Origin of the sequence: Sulfuricurvum sp. RIFOXYD12_FULL_44_77, assembly GCF_001830725.1 — a bacterium.
Classification (GTDB): Bacteria; Campylobacterota; Campylobacteria; order Campylobacterales; family Sulfurimonadaceae; genus Sulfuricurvum; species Sulfuricurvum kujiense_A.
This window is the reverse complement of sequence record NZ_MIBU01000048.1, coordinates 1-12,573: the sequence shown is the minus strand read 5'-3', so window position 1 is coordinate 12,573 and position 12,573 is coordinate 1. Positions and strand designations below refer to the sequence as shown.

The window sequence follows — 12,573 nt, the reverse complement described above, 5'->3', positions numbered from 1 at the left end:
GATACCGCTCTAAAAGTTTCATTAAAAATTCGACTTCGAGTTTGGGGCGTTTCCAGTTTTCGGTACTGAACGCATAAAGGGTGAGACGGTCGATTTCATGGTGCTTGGCGCAATAGGTGGTGATAGTACGTACACTCTCAGCCCCTCGTTCATGTCCATAGGTTCGGCTTTTTCCCTGAGCCTCTGCCCAGCGGCCGTTTCCGTCCATGATGATTGCGATGTGGTGAGGCTGATTGCTCATGCGCTACACGCTTGTGCATGATGTACGATCTTTTCGGCAAGCTCAAACTTGCTGTGGCGTCCTAGATCGATTTGATCCTCTTTGGTAATAAAGGTAATACTGTTTTGGTCTCCCCCAAAACTTTTGGCATCTTCGAGAAGGTTGTAACACACCGCATCGACCTCTTTTTTCGTCAAAAGCTCTTTCGCGTTGTTTAGCCCCTCTTGGGTATCCATTTCCGCTTTAAAAGCGATCGTGGTAACCCCCTCTCGATCTTTGGCAAGTGTACTTAAAATATCCGATGTTTGGGTGAGTTCAATCTGCCAATTCTCCCCTAGCGTCGATTTTTTGAGTTTCCCTTGTTGCGGAAATTTAGGGGTAAAGTCCGCTACGGCTGCGACCATAAACAAAAAAGGGCGTTTTTGTATCAGTTTAATGGCATCTGCCGTAGTGAGTGAAGCTTTGCTCAATTTCCCTTTTTTGGCAATACGGAGTGCATCTTGGGTGTACTCTAACATCTCCTGCGCATCGTCTACCTCTATCGTGTAGATGCTTTTTGGAAGACTATCATTTCCCTTTGTGGTGATGTAGCACACATCCGCCCCTTTGAGATAGAGAGAGAGGGCAATCGCTTTTGCCATTTTTCCGGATGAAAAGTTGGAGATATAGCGTACTTCATCGATCTTTTCTCTCGTCCCCCCGCCGGTAATAACCACACGTCGATCTTCCCAATAACTCTCTTTGAGCAACACTTTTGCCGTTTCAAAAAAGATATCCATCGGCTCAGCCATAGCACCGTCCCCGACGACCTGACATGCCAGCTCTTTGGTTTGAGTCTCAATGATCTCATAGTTGGCAATGGCGAGCATTTTTTGGGATGCTTGAATCATCGGATTTTGGATCATGTTGGTGTTGGCTGAGGGGGCGATGAGTTTGACCCCTGGATAGGCGAGGGCGCACTGGGTGAGGATCGTATCGGCGATGCCGTTGGCGAGTTTGGCGATTGTGTTGGCGGTGACGGGGGCGATGACAAGTATATCCGCCCACTGAGAAATCTTGATATGGTTGAAATCATCCGCCCACGATTCGTTGGTGTCATCTAACACGCGGTTGCGGCTGAGGGCTTCGAAACTCAGCGGTGCGACAAACTTTTTGGCGGCTGGGGTCATAACGACTCGCACTTCGGCACCCGCTTTGATGTAGAGGCGGAGTAACTCTAATGATTTATACGCCGCAATCGACCCCGTGACACCTAGGAGGATTTTTTTACCTTCAAGAAGATTAGTGGGAATCTGCATTATTTCCCTTTTCCGAAAAATTTGGTGAAAAATCCCGCTACTTTTCGGATCGGGGTACGGCTGAGGATAAGGATGTCGCTCTCGTATTTTCCTGCCGTGACGGTGGTGCCTGCGGCGATCATGACGTTATCGGCTATCTCTACGGGGGCAACGAGCTGCGTGTCGCTTCCGACGAAGACATTTTTGCCGATAATCGTCTGGTATTTTTTCACCCCGTCGTAGTTGCAGGTGATGGTTCCCGCACCGATGTTGCTCCCCTCGCCGATGGTCGCATCGCCGAGATAGCTCAAATGTCCCGCTTTGACCCCTTTGAGGGTTGATTTTTTCACCTCGACGAAGTTTCCGACATGGGTATCTTCCAACACACTTAGAGGACGTAGATGCGCCAGCGGGCCGACGTCGGAATTCGTTATTGTGGAATCTTCGATAACGCTATGGGCTTTGATATGGGAGTTGACTATGAGGGTGTTGCCGCAGAGCCGTACACCGTTTTCGATCACACACTCCCCTTCGAATTTCACCCCTTCTTCGAGGTAAATGGTTTCGGGAAGCTGCATAATTACCCCCGCATCCATCCATAAGCGGCGCAGACGATCCATCATAATCATCTCGGCATTGGCGAGATCGTTTTTGGAGTTGACCCCTTTAAACTCCACCTCTTCGACAAACAGAGGTGAAATAGAGAGGCCGTCATTGCGTCCCATCTCGATAACGTCGGTGAGGTAATACTCCCCTTGGGCGTTGGCATTGGACAATTGAGGGATATAGGTTTGCAGTACGTGATGTTTAAACGCATAGACGCCTGCATTGACGGTATGGATCGCTTTTTCGCTCGCAGACGCATCTTTCTCTTCAACGATTCGCTGGACACGGTCGTTTTCGATGACGACCCGTCCGTATCCGCTCGGGTTTTCGAGTGAGATAACCGACATAACGATGTCGGCGGGGTTGGCGAGAAATTTTTCGATTGCTGTGCGCTCTATCAGAGGCATATCGCCATTAAGAACAAGGACATCATCGTATTTAGGCTTCACTCCCATCATAGCACCCCCCGTACCGGGGAAATTCTCGGCATCTTGGGTGATAAAAGTGAGATCACTAAAATATCTCTCCATCGCCGCGATCACGGCATCTCTCTGGTGGGCGACGACCACGATCACGTCGTCGGTAATTTCCCGCGCGGCTTTAATGCTGTAGTAGAGCATCTCCCGTCCGCATATCTCATGGAGCACTTTCGCTTTCGGTGATTTCATCCGAGACCCTTTTCCGGCGGCTAAAATGACGATAGAGAGAGGGTTCAACATACATGCTCCTGAGAATAATTCATGCAATTTTATCAGAATTTAATCAAGATAGAGACTTAGGTTGTGGTATTATCGCCTCTTTAAAAACTATTCTTTATCTACGGAGTCCGGTTTGGGTCGTTTAGCCTTTTTTCTCTTTATGATCCCTCTGATGCTATGGGGTGCCGATCCGCAGATTCCTGCGATGAATTTTAATCTTACCGCTCCCGAATCTCCGGCAGAAGTGGTCAGTTCGCTCAACGTATTATTGGTACTTACCATCCTCTTTTTGGCTCCGAGTTTAGTGCTCGTGATGACGACGTTTACCCGTTTTGTCATCGTATTTGGATTTTTGCGTCAAGCTCTGGGGACGCAGCAGGTTCCTCCGACACAGCTTCTCGTTATGCTCGCCCTTATTTTGACCATATTCGTCATGGAACCGGTAGCGACCAAAGCGTATGATGAGGGGATTAAACCCTACAGTGAAGAGTTGATCACCTACGATGAAGCGTTCGAGAAAACGACCGAACCGTTTAAAAACTTTATGGTGCGCAATACCCGTGAGAAAGATTTGGCCCTTTTTCTCCGTATCCGCCATATGGAAAATCCCCAATCAATCAAAGAGGTTCCTCTCACGATCGTCATCCCCGCATTTATGATCAGTGAGCTGAAAACGGCATTTGAGATCGGGTTCTTACTCTTCTTGCCGTTTCTCGTTATCGATATGGTTGTTGCGTCGATTCTGATGTCGATGGGTATGATGATGCTCCCTCCGGTTATGATTTCGATGCCGTTTAAAATTCTTGTCTTTGTTATGGTCGATGGGTGGAATTTGCTCATCGGAAACCTGATCGCCAGTGTTAAATAAGGGTTACAATGCAGTGTGAGTATTTCGGACTTTGCGGCAGCTGTCGCGATTATGACGAGGGGTATGAGGGGCAGTTGAGCCACAAACTCTCTTCCGTAAAAGAGATGTTTTCTTCTTTGTATACGGGTGAGATTACTGTATGTCCCTCCCCGAGCGAACAGTACCGTTTCCGTGCCGAATTTAAAATTTATCACGATGAGGGGGGTATCTCCTATGCGATGAGCCGGCTGGATCGGCAGGGGGCATTGAAGATTGAGAGATGTTCGATTGTCTCCCCAGTTATTGCTGCGGTTATGGAGAAACTTCTGATCGAAATCAGCGATTTAGAGATTTCTCATAAGCTCTTCGGAGTTGATTTTTTAGCCTCAGGTGAGGGGGAAGTAACCCTCAGTATGCTCTATCATAAACCGCTGGATGAGCAGTGGCAGAGCAGGGCACGTGAACTCGAAAAACGGCTCGGAGTCTACGTTATTGGACGGAGCCGCAAACAAAAACTGATCCTCTCCCAAGACTACGTCACCGAAAAACTGCACATTAACGGACGTGAATACCGCTATATCCACATCGAAAACAGTTTCACCCAACCGAATCCGAGAGTCAATGAGCAGATGATTGAGTGGTCGCTCTCACAAGTGGGCGGTATCGGCGGTGATCTTCTCGAACTTTACTGCGGTGCGGGGAATTTTACGATCCCTTTTGCCTCACAGTTTGATCGTGTATTGGCGACGGAGATATCCAAATCTTCGATTCATGCGGCGAAACAAAATATGGCACTTAACGGTGTGGAGAATATCGAGTTTGTCCGCTTATCGGCGGAAGAGTTCACCCAAGCCCTCGATAGTGTCCGTGAATTTCGACGTCTTGAGGGGCTGAATGTAGCTGATTATCACCTCAAAACCCTTTTTGTCGATCCGCCTCGCGCAGGGCTTGGAGAAGAGCCGTGTGCTTTTGCTGCACGTTTCGATCATCTCCTCTATATCTCGTGCAATCCTGAAACCCTTTATCGTGATTTAGAGATACTCTCACGTACCCATACGATTGACGCGATGGCGGCATTCGATCAATTCCCCTACACACACCATTTAGAGATGGGTGTGAAGTTAACCAAAAAAGGATCTGTGTGAGAGTTGTTATACTGAGTGTACTAAGTGCCTTGTACCTATACGGTGCCAATGATCCTCAAGCTATCCTCAACGATGTCGCCAAACTCAGACAAAAATACGAAGAGTGCCGTCAAGAGCAAAATGCCCTCTCCACTACCGATGCAACGGCTAAAATCAAAGGGTATCAAAAACGGATATCCAACCTCGAAAATGAGATCAAACAACGCAACAGTGAACTGCAAAGTCTGAAAAAACGGACGACTGAGTTAGAACGCGAACTCTCCCAAAAAAGAGGGGTCATTCAGAGTCTTGAAAAAACACTCACCTCCAAAGACCAAAAATATCGCGATTTTGCCGCTCAGAATGAACGGCTTACAAAAGAGACCAACACGATCAAAGTGAGCAAGGTCGAGAGGGAAAATCTCAAACGCGCTCTGGTGAAAGCCAAAACAGATTTCGATACGCTTGAGAGATCGATGGGGAAAACCGATAAAGAGGCGGCGGCGCTGCGCGTTTCATTAACCGATGCAAAAGCCGAGATTGAAAGACTTCGTACCCGTCCGATGCAAGGGCAACCTCCGATCAAAGGGGTTGAACCGAGTGCTAAAATGAGTGATCAAAGTGCTAAAGTCAAAGCTCTCCAAAATGAGCTCTCCAAAGCCAACGCTATGATAGTTCAAATGCAAAAAGCCCCTTCTACGGTTGTCGTTCAAGAGAAGATTGTGACCAAAGTGGTAGAACCGACAGAGAAAATCGTAGCCCTTCAGCGTGAACTCTCAGCGGCTCAGGCGACGATTGCCAATTTGAAAAAAGGGACTAAAACGATCATTCAAGAGAGAGTTGTCGAAAAAGTCGTTTATAAAGAGCGTCCTGCGCTCAAAGAAAAAATTGTCGAAAAAGTGGTTTACAAAGATCGCCCTGTAGTGCAGGAGAAGATTGTGGAGAAAGTCGTGTATAAAGATCGCCCGATTCCACCGGCAAAAGTAGCACTCAAATCGGCTGATGCGACCGAGAGACTCAACAAGGCATTGCAACAAAAGCTTACCCCTCCTAAAACGACGAAGACAACTGCATCAAAAGAGCTAAAAGCTCCGGCGACAGTAGCAAGCACTCCGGTTAAACAGGGGAAATCTTCTGCGTATCGTATGGCATCCAATGCACCGATTTACAACGCTCCGGGCGGTTCTGTGGTCGATACGTGGGAAGAACGCCGATCGTTTACGGCAGGGAACCCATCAGGGGGATGGGTACATATCACGGGGTATTTTGTTAATCGTGTATGGCAACGTACGGCAGAGGGAGAGAATTTATATGTGAGAGAGAGCGACGTTATCAGAAGATAACGCTCTTAATACCCGTCCCACGGCATTTTTGCCTCTTTCCATCCGAACATAAATCCGTTTTCGAGATTGTAGGCTTTAATCCCCTCTTTGGCAAGGAGATTGGCCGCTGCAGTTGAACGAGGACCGCTGCGGCAGACCAAAATGACCGAATCGACATTACGCAGTTTCATCGCCTTCATGACATCGCTGACAAAGTTTTTGTTAAATACCTCTTTGGCATCGTAGAGCTTTTGAATGTCGACGTGCCCTTTTGTTTTGTCGGTTTTGAGTTCAAATTCGGCACTTTTAACCCGCTCTTCGATCGATTTCGGGATATAGGTCCACTCATACGCAGGGATATTGATAAATCCCTCTCCATGACCCGTATAGATAAATTCGACGGTGGTGCGGACATCGACGATGATCGCTTCCCCTTTTTTCTGCATCTCATGGGCTTCCGTAGCGCTAAGGTCACCCTCATAAATATCATCAGCGTTTAACGCCGCACACGTAAGCAGTACAAATAGCAGTTTTTTCATCAAAAAATCCTCACAAAATGATAATTGCGAATTGTATCTAAAGAAGATTATACGCAGATGAAAAAAATTAATGTACTATTATGAAAAAACAATGTTGGGCTTATGATTGATACTATAAAAATTGTTTATGTAACCGATTGGGCTATAGGCAATAGCAATTTATCTAATAAAGATCCCTTCGGAGAAATTTTATTCAGCTTTGATGCAGAGGTAAATATTCAAGAGAGTTTACCCGATTTTTTTGATGATATCGACCTGCTGATTCTCCACCCAATGCAGATGAACAGTACTATTTTTGAGACGATAAGCCGCAGCAAAAGTGAAAATCCTGCCATAAAAACGGTAGTTATTTCGAGTGCTCACGGAAGTGATCTGTTTTTACAGGCGATAGACGTCGGTGTCGATAAATACCTCCTTAAACCGCTTCTCCCGAGTGCGGTAAAAAAAGTGGCTGAACGCTTAATTCGTCAATCCATAGAGGCTAAACAGGCACAAAAAGCGTATAAGCAAATTAATTTGATGTTCGGAGCTATTTCGAAAACATCTCTTTTGATTCGGATGGAAGAAAACGGTCTGATTATCGAGGTGAACGACCTGATATGCCGATTGTTAGGGTATCAGAGTGATACGATGATCGGAAGCCATTGGATGCGGTTTGTGGAACGCCGTTTTTGGAATTTTTTACGTTCTTTGGTCCGAGAACGTCTGAGAGCGGGAGAAATTTATCGGGGAATTTTGGAGTTGGTTAGTGCCAAAGGGATTCTAGTAACCGTAGACAGTACGGTTTATGCGATCCGTAATCAGCACAATGATATAGAAGAGATTGTGTGTATCGCTCAGGATGTGAGTGAGGTGAATCGGGCTATTTTGGCGAGTATGGAGCAATTGATCGATTACGAATCCTCGTTGACGGTACTTTTTGATCATCGGTATGAAGCGATGCTGGTCAATAAAAAATATTTGGAGCTAAACGGCTTTACAAATAATGAAGAGTTCTTCTCATCGTGCGCCTTATGCTCTTGGTTTGCTGAAACGTCGGATGGTTTAAAACCGATTACATTAAAAGGATGGAGTCGAAAAGAGGTATTAGAATCTATTTTTACGAAAGTGTACAGTGGGGAGATTAACGGACGATTGGTGATGGAATATTTGAATCAAAGTAAGCAATTCTTTACCGTCCATATCAGTTCTATGCCCAATCCAATGATACGTAGCGAGGAGTATCATATTCTCTATTTTATTGATGTTACGCCACTCGAGAAGCTCAAAGAGGATAAGATAAACGATGCGAAACTGATGAGTGTCGGACGTTTGGCTGCTGCGATAACCCACGAGATCAATACTCCGATTACGTATATTAAAGGAAATCTTGAATTACTGGAGTGGGAGTGTGAGGATAAAATTCCTGAAGCCCTCCCTTTGTTTCAGCCTATACAAGAAGGGATATCACGGATTGAATCGATTGTGAGTTCAATGTATGAGTTCGCCGGAACGGGAAAAGAGGAGATGAAACCGTGTAATATTCATATGACATTGGTGTACGCGCTTCGAATCATTATGAACCGTGCTAAACATATTGCCCCGATTCGGATTAACGATGAGCTTTTTTCGATAGTTAGTGAGTACGATACAACGAGTTGTATGACGATGGGAATATCCAATCGCCTTGAACAAGTGTGGATAATAATGATAAATAATGCGTTAGATGAATTTGAAAAGGGTACAATAGCGTATGAAAATCGTCAAATCGATGTTCGCTTTACGTGTAATAAAGATCTGATTACTATTACCATCGCCGATAATGCGGGGGGAATTCCTGAGTCGATGCTGGATGGTATTTTTGATTTTGCGATTAGCGGAGATAAAAAGAAGAGTATGGGCATTGGACTGAACGTTGCTAAAGCGATTATCGAGAAACACGGGGGAAGTGTCCGGGTGAGTAACGAAAATCATGGTGCGGTTTTTGAAATTACTTTGAAAAAATATGAGGAGACAATGGATGTGGTTTGATGGAGAGAGCGTAAAACTGAGGGAAGAGAAACGGTTGTTGCAAGAAGAGTGCGATGGACTTAAAGAGGAGTTGGCACTTTATAAAGAGATAGCCGCACTCAGTGATAAAGAGGCATTGGTTGTTTTGAACACTCAGGGTCAACCGATTTTTTACAATGCAAGAGCTGATGCGATAGTGAATAAAGAGAGTGTTGTACGAGAACTCTCCAAAGGGACATCCGAAATTATTGTGGGGGAGTGTGAAGCTTCGGTCATAAGCAAAACTCTAAGCAATGGGATGCGGGGATATGTCTTAATCAAATCATCTGTTGTCGGCGGTGAAGACGGCGGATTGCTTGAAATGCACCAACAAAGTATCAAAGGGGCATTGAACGCCACCCAAAAAGTCTTTATGGATATCCTTGAAAAACTCAAAGATATGGTTCAGCAATCGGGTGAAACGGCTAAAGGTTCCGATGAAGGGCTCAAAATTGCCAACCATGTCGATGAGTATATGAATAAACTGGCTGAACTGATGGAGGGGACCCTTTCGACGACGGCCAGTCTGGTTTCACGATCGAATGAAGTCTCCAATGTTATTGCCCTGATCAAAGATATTGCCGATCAAACCAATCTTTTGGCATTAAATGCCGCTATTGAAGCAGCACGTGCGGGAGAACATGGAAGAGGGTTTGCCGTTGTTGCCGATGAGGTACGAAAACTGGCGGAACGTACCCAAAAAGCGACAAAAGAGATTGAAATTGTGATTCAATCGATGCAGCAGGATACCAATGAGATTGAAAGTGCAACCGAAGAGCTCTCCGGCATTGTTTCCAATACGAAACAAGAAGTATCGCAGCTTAGCAGCCGTATGGCAGTATTCCAACGCAACTCTTCGCGCAGTGTGTATGAAATTATGGATATCAGCAACTATATTTTCAGTAATCTGGCGAAAATCGACCATGTTATTTTCAAAAATAATGTTTATGCCTTCTTATTCGGTCAATCAAACGATTTCAAACCGGTTGATCACCACAACTGCCGATTGGGCAAATGGTATGATGGCGGAATCGGAAAAGAGCAATTCGGTCATCTCAAATCGTACAGCCGATTGGAAGCACCGCATGCCGCCGTTCACTCTCAAGCCAATGCCTTGATTGCCGATTGCGGTGAAGGGAAAAAACTCTGTTCACGCACCCAGATCGAGCAGCGTATTAGAACGATTGAAGAGGCGAGCCACGGTGTTTTTGAAGCACTTGATATTTTGGTTGCCGAGAAAACGGAAGATTTAATGGGAAGTGCGATTAATCAACTATTTGGAGGGACAAAATGATACGTTTATTGATTATTGATGATGAAACTTCGATCGGTATGATGTTGGAAAAAGCATTAGGGCGATCGGGTGATTTTAAAACGACCTACATAGATAATCCTCTTACCGCTGTGAGCCGTTTTCGTGCGGGTGAGTATGATGGCGTACTTCTGGACATTATGATGCCTCAAAAAGACGGTTTAAGTGTACTGGAAGAGATCAAAGCGAAAGACCCCGAGTGTGTCGTCGTGATGATGACCGCCTACTCGACGTTGGATAAAGTATTGCAAAGCCATAAAGTCGGGGCGGATCATTATTTGCTGAAGCCGTTTGATTCATTGGCGAGTGTAGAGAAAAAAATACGTGAACTTGTAAAATCACGTTCTTGAAAATTTTAGGGGGAGATGGCTCTCCCTTTTTTTTTGTCCCAAAAATTAATACCTTAGTAAGTTAGTATGAATACTTGACAATAAGAAAAAACACTATTAAAATGGTGAAAATTTTAGGAGACTATTATGGCGCAACAATGCCCCCTTATCTTTCGTCAAATAGATGCGACCGTTGTCCGTATTAATACATTATTCGTAATAAGTGCAATTAGTGCATTTTTAGTGACACAGAATTCGATACTATTGATAATGTTAGTCATTGATTTTATCCTTCGATTGTACGGGTATAAACATCTAAGCCCTATTCAAAACATGTCACTTTTTATTCAAAAAAAGCTTTCGTTTCCCATCAAAATGGAAGATGCGGGTGCAAAACGTTTGGCCGCATTTTTCGGCGTTGGATTTACCGTCGCGTTACTGATCGCATACTGGCTGAATGCGGATGTGGCAGTTTTGATAATCGGCGGAATATTTTTATTCTGCGCTTCCTTGGAGTTGCTATTCGGATATTGTGTCGGATGTAAAATTTATTACATTGCAAAAAAACTTTATCCGAAAGGATTTGAATAATGGCAGCCCTATCTTCCAAAGCGATATACGGCCTTGCCGCGATGCATGTACTCTCTCACGCACCGCATGGGAGAGCGATGCAGGTGAGGGAAATTTCGGCGATGACACAAATTTCCCATGGCTATCTTGAACAGCTTCTCTCGATTTTGCGGCGTAATCATCTTGTAAGCAGTATCCGTGGAGCATCAGGGGGGTACAAACTCTCTAGAGCCAGCCATGAGATCGAAGTCATCGACATCATAGAAGCGTTGGAAGGTCCGTTTTACAAAGTTGAGGGAAATATGGGCTCAAGTTTGATTTTAGAGTATTTCTGGGGCGATATAGAGAATAAGATGCGCGCACTTTTTGGGATGAAACTCTCTGAACTTGATCAGGCGTATCAGCCCCATTATTATGAAATTTAAGTGGGATGACTTATCGCTGAAGATTGCGTTTTGTTTCGATGAGTTTGCGATTTTGCATCATCATAGTTTCAATTTCATGAGCATTTTTACCGTTATAAACCTGCTCCACCGCCGCATTGCTTTTGGCGTACACTTCCTGATAAAAATCTTGTAGAGTAGAGCTTTTTAGATTAACTGAGGTACTTTTATAAGTAGGCTGGACACGGAGTCTTTCTTTAGGAGCATATTTTGCTAAGATAGCTTCACTTGCTTTGTTGATGCGCATACGGTACTCATTTTAAATTGGATTTGTATTTTCTTAGTAGAGTACAAGCAAAAAACGTACCTAAAATTATCACTTTATTGATCTCAAACGAAGTCATTTATGGGGTAAAATACGAGAATGAATATTACCGCATTAATCCTTATTGGAGCTTCAACAGGTGGTCCCGGTCGAATCTATTCGATCCTCTCTTCGCTTGATAGCCGATATGAGGGGACTATTATTATTGCACAGCATATGAGTGCCCCTTTTATCCCTAGTTTCGTCCATCAGTTGCAGTCGATAACACCCCTTCCTATCATCGCCGTTACCCAACCGCTAAAATTGGAAAGAGGTGAAATCTATATTTGTTCGATAACTTCCCGACTCATTCAAAAAGAGGGGGAAATTTGGTTGGAACCTATGAGTGAGGGGGATTACCCCTATAACCCTCACATTGATTTATTATTTTCATCGGCATCGCACCTCTCTCCTACGTTAAAACGGTTGGGGGTGATCTTGACCGGCATCGGGGATGATGGGGCGCTTGGATCATTATCGCTATATGAATCAGGGGGTGATTGTCTTTTTGAGAGCGAGGCAAGTTCTATTGTTTACGGTATGCCTCGCCGTGCAAAAGAGTTGGTGTGCAATGGCAATGTCGGTTCAATCGATGAGATTATCGAGCGGATAAAAGAGTACGGAGGGACAAATGTTTGGATGGTTTAAATCTAAAAATCTCCCTGAATCTACCGAAAAAGCGACTCAAAAGGTGGAAAGTTTTCTCGATCCCAGTGCAGTGTTAGAGAAGTTTACCGCTATCACCGGTATCCATTTTAAAAAAAAAGAGTCGATTACGACCTCTAAACTGATCCATTTCTGCCGGAATTATCAGATCTATTCTTTTGAGGAACTGTACTCCCGTATTCAAACGGACCGTACGATTTTGGAAGCGTTGATTAATGTCTTGACGGTGAATGAAACCTACTTTTTCAGAGAATCGCGTCAAATCTATTTTCTAGTCGATAAAGTAGT

Annotated in this window: 14 protein-coding genes and 1 pseudogene; 10 read left to right on the top strand and 5 right to left on the bottom strand. The window is 44.7% G+C overall.

The features are described 5' to 3' along the window. The 3 genes from uppS to glmU all read right to left on the bottom strand — a co-directional run. A partial coding sequence (uppS, locus tag A2517_RS02330; RefSeq protein WP_294893758.1) for a polyprenyl diphosphate synthase occupies positions 1-241 on the bottom strand: 241 nt, incomplete at its 3' end. Continuing rightward, entirely contained in the window at positions 238-1,518 is a 1,281-nt protein-coding gene (coaBC, locus tag A2517_RS02325) for a bifunctional phosphopantothenoylcysteine decarboxylase/phosphopantothenate--cysteine ligase CoaBC (RefSeq protein WP_294893757.1), read from the bottom strand. The genes coaBC and uppS, both read right to left, overlap by 4 nt. Further along, positions 1,518-2,822 carry a bifunctional UDP-N-acetylglucosamine diphosphorylase/glucosamine-1-phosphate N-acetyltransferase GlmU gene (gene glmU / locus A2517_RS02320; RefSeq protein WP_294893756.1) on the bottom strand — a complete coding sequence of 435 codons (1,305 nt, stop codon included), beginning with the start codon at positions 2,820-2,822 and terminating at the stop codon, positions 1,518-1,520. The genes coaBC and glmU overlap by 1 nt, the downstream gene beginning before the upstream one ends. Before the next feature lie 139 nt (positions 2,823-2,961). Here glmU and fliP point away from each other — a divergent pair, with 139 nt between their 5' ends. From fliP to A2517_RS02305, 3 genes are read left to right on the top strand one after another with little or no spacing between them, the layout of a single operon-like run. Then, positions 2,962-3,669, top strand: a complete 708-nt coding sequence (fliP, locus tag A2517_RS02315) for a flagellar type III secretion system pore protein FliP (RefSeq protein WP_294893759.1) — start codon at positions 2,962-2,964, stop codon at positions 3,667-3,669. Between the two features lie 8 nt (positions 3,670-3,677). After that, complete coding sequence (gene trmA / locus A2517_RS02310; protein WP_294893755.1) at positions 3,678-4,793, top strand: tRNA (uridine(54)-C5)-methyltransferase TrmA; 1,116 nt, start codon at positions 3,678-3,680, stop codon at positions 4,791-4,793. Then, positions 4,790-6,115 carry a hypothetical protein gene (locus A2517_RS02305; protein WP_294893754.1) on the top strand — a complete coding sequence of 442 codons (1,326 nt, stop codon included), beginning with the start codon at positions 4,790-4,792 and terminating at the stop codon, positions 6,113-6,115. The genes trmA and A2517_RS02305 overlap by 4 nt, the downstream gene beginning before the upstream one ends. A gap of 5 nt (positions 6,116-6,120) precedes the next feature. On the opposite strand, the gene A2517_RS02300 is transcribed toward A2517_RS02305, so the two are convergent. Beyond that, a complete protein-coding gene (locus tag A2517_RS02300; RefSeq protein ID WP_294893753.1) occupies positions 6,121-6,633 on the bottom strand; it encodes a rhodanese-like domain-containing protein in 513 nt (170 codons plus the stop codon). 102 nt (positions 6,634-6,735) lie between these two features. Here A2517_RS02300 and A2517_RS02295 point away from each other — a divergent pair, with 102 nt between their 5' ends. From A2517_RS02295 to A2517_RS02275, 5 genes are all read left to right on the top strand, one after another. Next, complete coding sequence (locus A2517_RS02295; protein WP_294893752.1) at positions 6,736-8,643, top strand: ATP-binding protein; 1,908 nt, start codon at positions 6,736-6,738, stop codon at positions 8,641-8,643. Beyond that, entirely contained in the window at positions 8,633-9,955 is a 1,323-nt protein-coding gene (locus A2517_RS02290; protein ID WP_294893751.1) for a methyl-accepting chemotaxis protein, read from the top strand. The genes A2517_RS02295 and A2517_RS02290 overlap by 11 nt, the downstream gene beginning before the upstream one ends. Further along, the gene (locus A2517_RS02285) at positions 9,952-10,323 is read left to right on the top strand and encodes a response regulator (protein WP_294893750.1); all 372 of its coding nucleotides are present in this window, start codon (positions 9,952-9,954) and stop codon (positions 10,321-10,323) included. The genes A2517_RS02290 and A2517_RS02285 overlap by 4 nt, the downstream gene beginning before the upstream one ends. Positions 10,324-10,449: 126 nt before the next feature. Further along, entirely contained in the window at positions 10,450-10,893 is a 444-nt protein-coding gene (locus tag A2517_RS02280) for a DUF4395 domain-containing protein (RefSeq protein ID WP_294893749.1), read from the top strand. Further along, a complete protein-coding gene (locus A2517_RS02275) occupies positions 10,893-11,297 on the top strand; it encodes an Rrf2 family transcriptional regulator (protein WP_294893748.1) in 405 nt (134 codons plus the stop codon). Before A2517_RS02280 ends, A2517_RS02275 begins: the two co-directional genes overlap by 1 nt. A gap of 10 nt (positions 11,298-11,307) precedes the next feature. Here A2517_RS02275 and A2517_RS02270 read toward each other — a convergent pair whose 3' ends face one another. Beyond that, positions 11,308-11,562: a hypothetical protein gene (locus A2517_RS02270; protein WP_294893747.1), complete on the bottom strand. Its 255-nt coding sequence runs from the start codon at positions 11,560-11,562 to the stop codon at positions 11,308-11,310. 117 nt (positions 11,563-11,679) lie between these two features. On the opposite strand from A2517_RS02270, the gene A2517_RS02265 reads away from it, so the two are divergent. Further along, on the top strand, positions 11,680-12,267 hold the full coding sequence (locus A2517_RS02265; RefSeq protein ID WP_294893746.1) for a CheB methylesterase domain-containing protein: 588 nt from the start codon (positions 11,680-11,682) through the stop codon (positions 12,265-12,267). Then, positions 12,251-12,573 (top strand): annotated as a pseudogene (locus A2517_RS02260) (hypothetical protein); the annotation flags it as partial. The gene A2517_RS02265 and the pseudogene A2517_RS02260, both read left to right, overlap by 17 nt.

What these genes read in the sequence shown, in the direction of transcription:
- A2517_RS02290 (WP_294893751.1), top strand. Translation starts at nt 8,633, where the DNA reads ATGTGGTTTGATGGAGAGAGCGTAAAACTGAGGGAAGAGAAACGGTTG.
- glmU (WP_294893756.1), bottom strand. Translation starts at nt 2,822, where the DNA reads ATGTTGAACCCTCTCTCTATCGTCATTTTAGCCGCCGGAAAAGGGTCT.
- trmA (WP_294893755.1), top strand. Translation starts at nt 3,678, where the DNA reads ATGCAGTGTGAGTATTTCGGACTTTGCGGCAGCTGTCGCGATTATGAC.
- A2517_RS02295 (WP_294893752.1), top strand. Translation starts at nt 6,736, where the DNA reads ATGATTGATACTATAAAAATTGTTTATGTAACCGATTGGGCTATAGGC.
- A2517_RS02275 (WP_294893748.1), top strand. Translation starts at nt 10,893, where the DNA reads ATGGCAGCCCTATCTTCCAAAGCGATATACGGCCTTGCCGCGATGCAT.
- A2517_RS02270 (WP_294893747.1), bottom strand. Translation starts at nt 11,562, where the DNA reads ATGCGCATCAACAAAGCAAGTGAAGCTATCTTAGCAAAATATGCTCCT.
- A2517_RS02300 (WP_294893753.1), bottom strand. Translation starts at nt 6,633, where the DNA reads ATGAAAAAACTGCTATTTGTACTGCTTACGTGTGCGGCGTTAAACGCT.
- A2517_RS02265 (WP_294893746.1), top strand. Translation starts at nt 11,680, where the DNA reads ATGAATATTACCGCATTAATCCTTATTGGAGCTTCAACAGGTGGTCCC.
- A2517_RS02285 (WP_294893750.1), top strand. Translation starts at nt 9,952, where the DNA reads ATGATACGTTTATTGATTATTGATGATGAAACTTCGATCGGTATGATG.
- A2517_RS02280 (WP_294893749.1), top strand. Translation starts at nt 10,450, where the DNA reads ATGGCGCAACAATGCCCCCTTATCTTTCGTCAAATAGATGCGACCGTT.
- fliP (WP_294893759.1), top strand. Translation starts at nt 2,962, where the DNA reads ATGATCCCTCTGATGCTATGGGGTGCCGATCCGCAGATTCCTGCGATG.
- coaBC (WP_294893757.1), bottom strand. Translation starts at nt 1,518, where the DNA reads ATGCAGATTCCCACTAATCTTCTTGAAGGTAAAAAAATCCTCCTAGGT.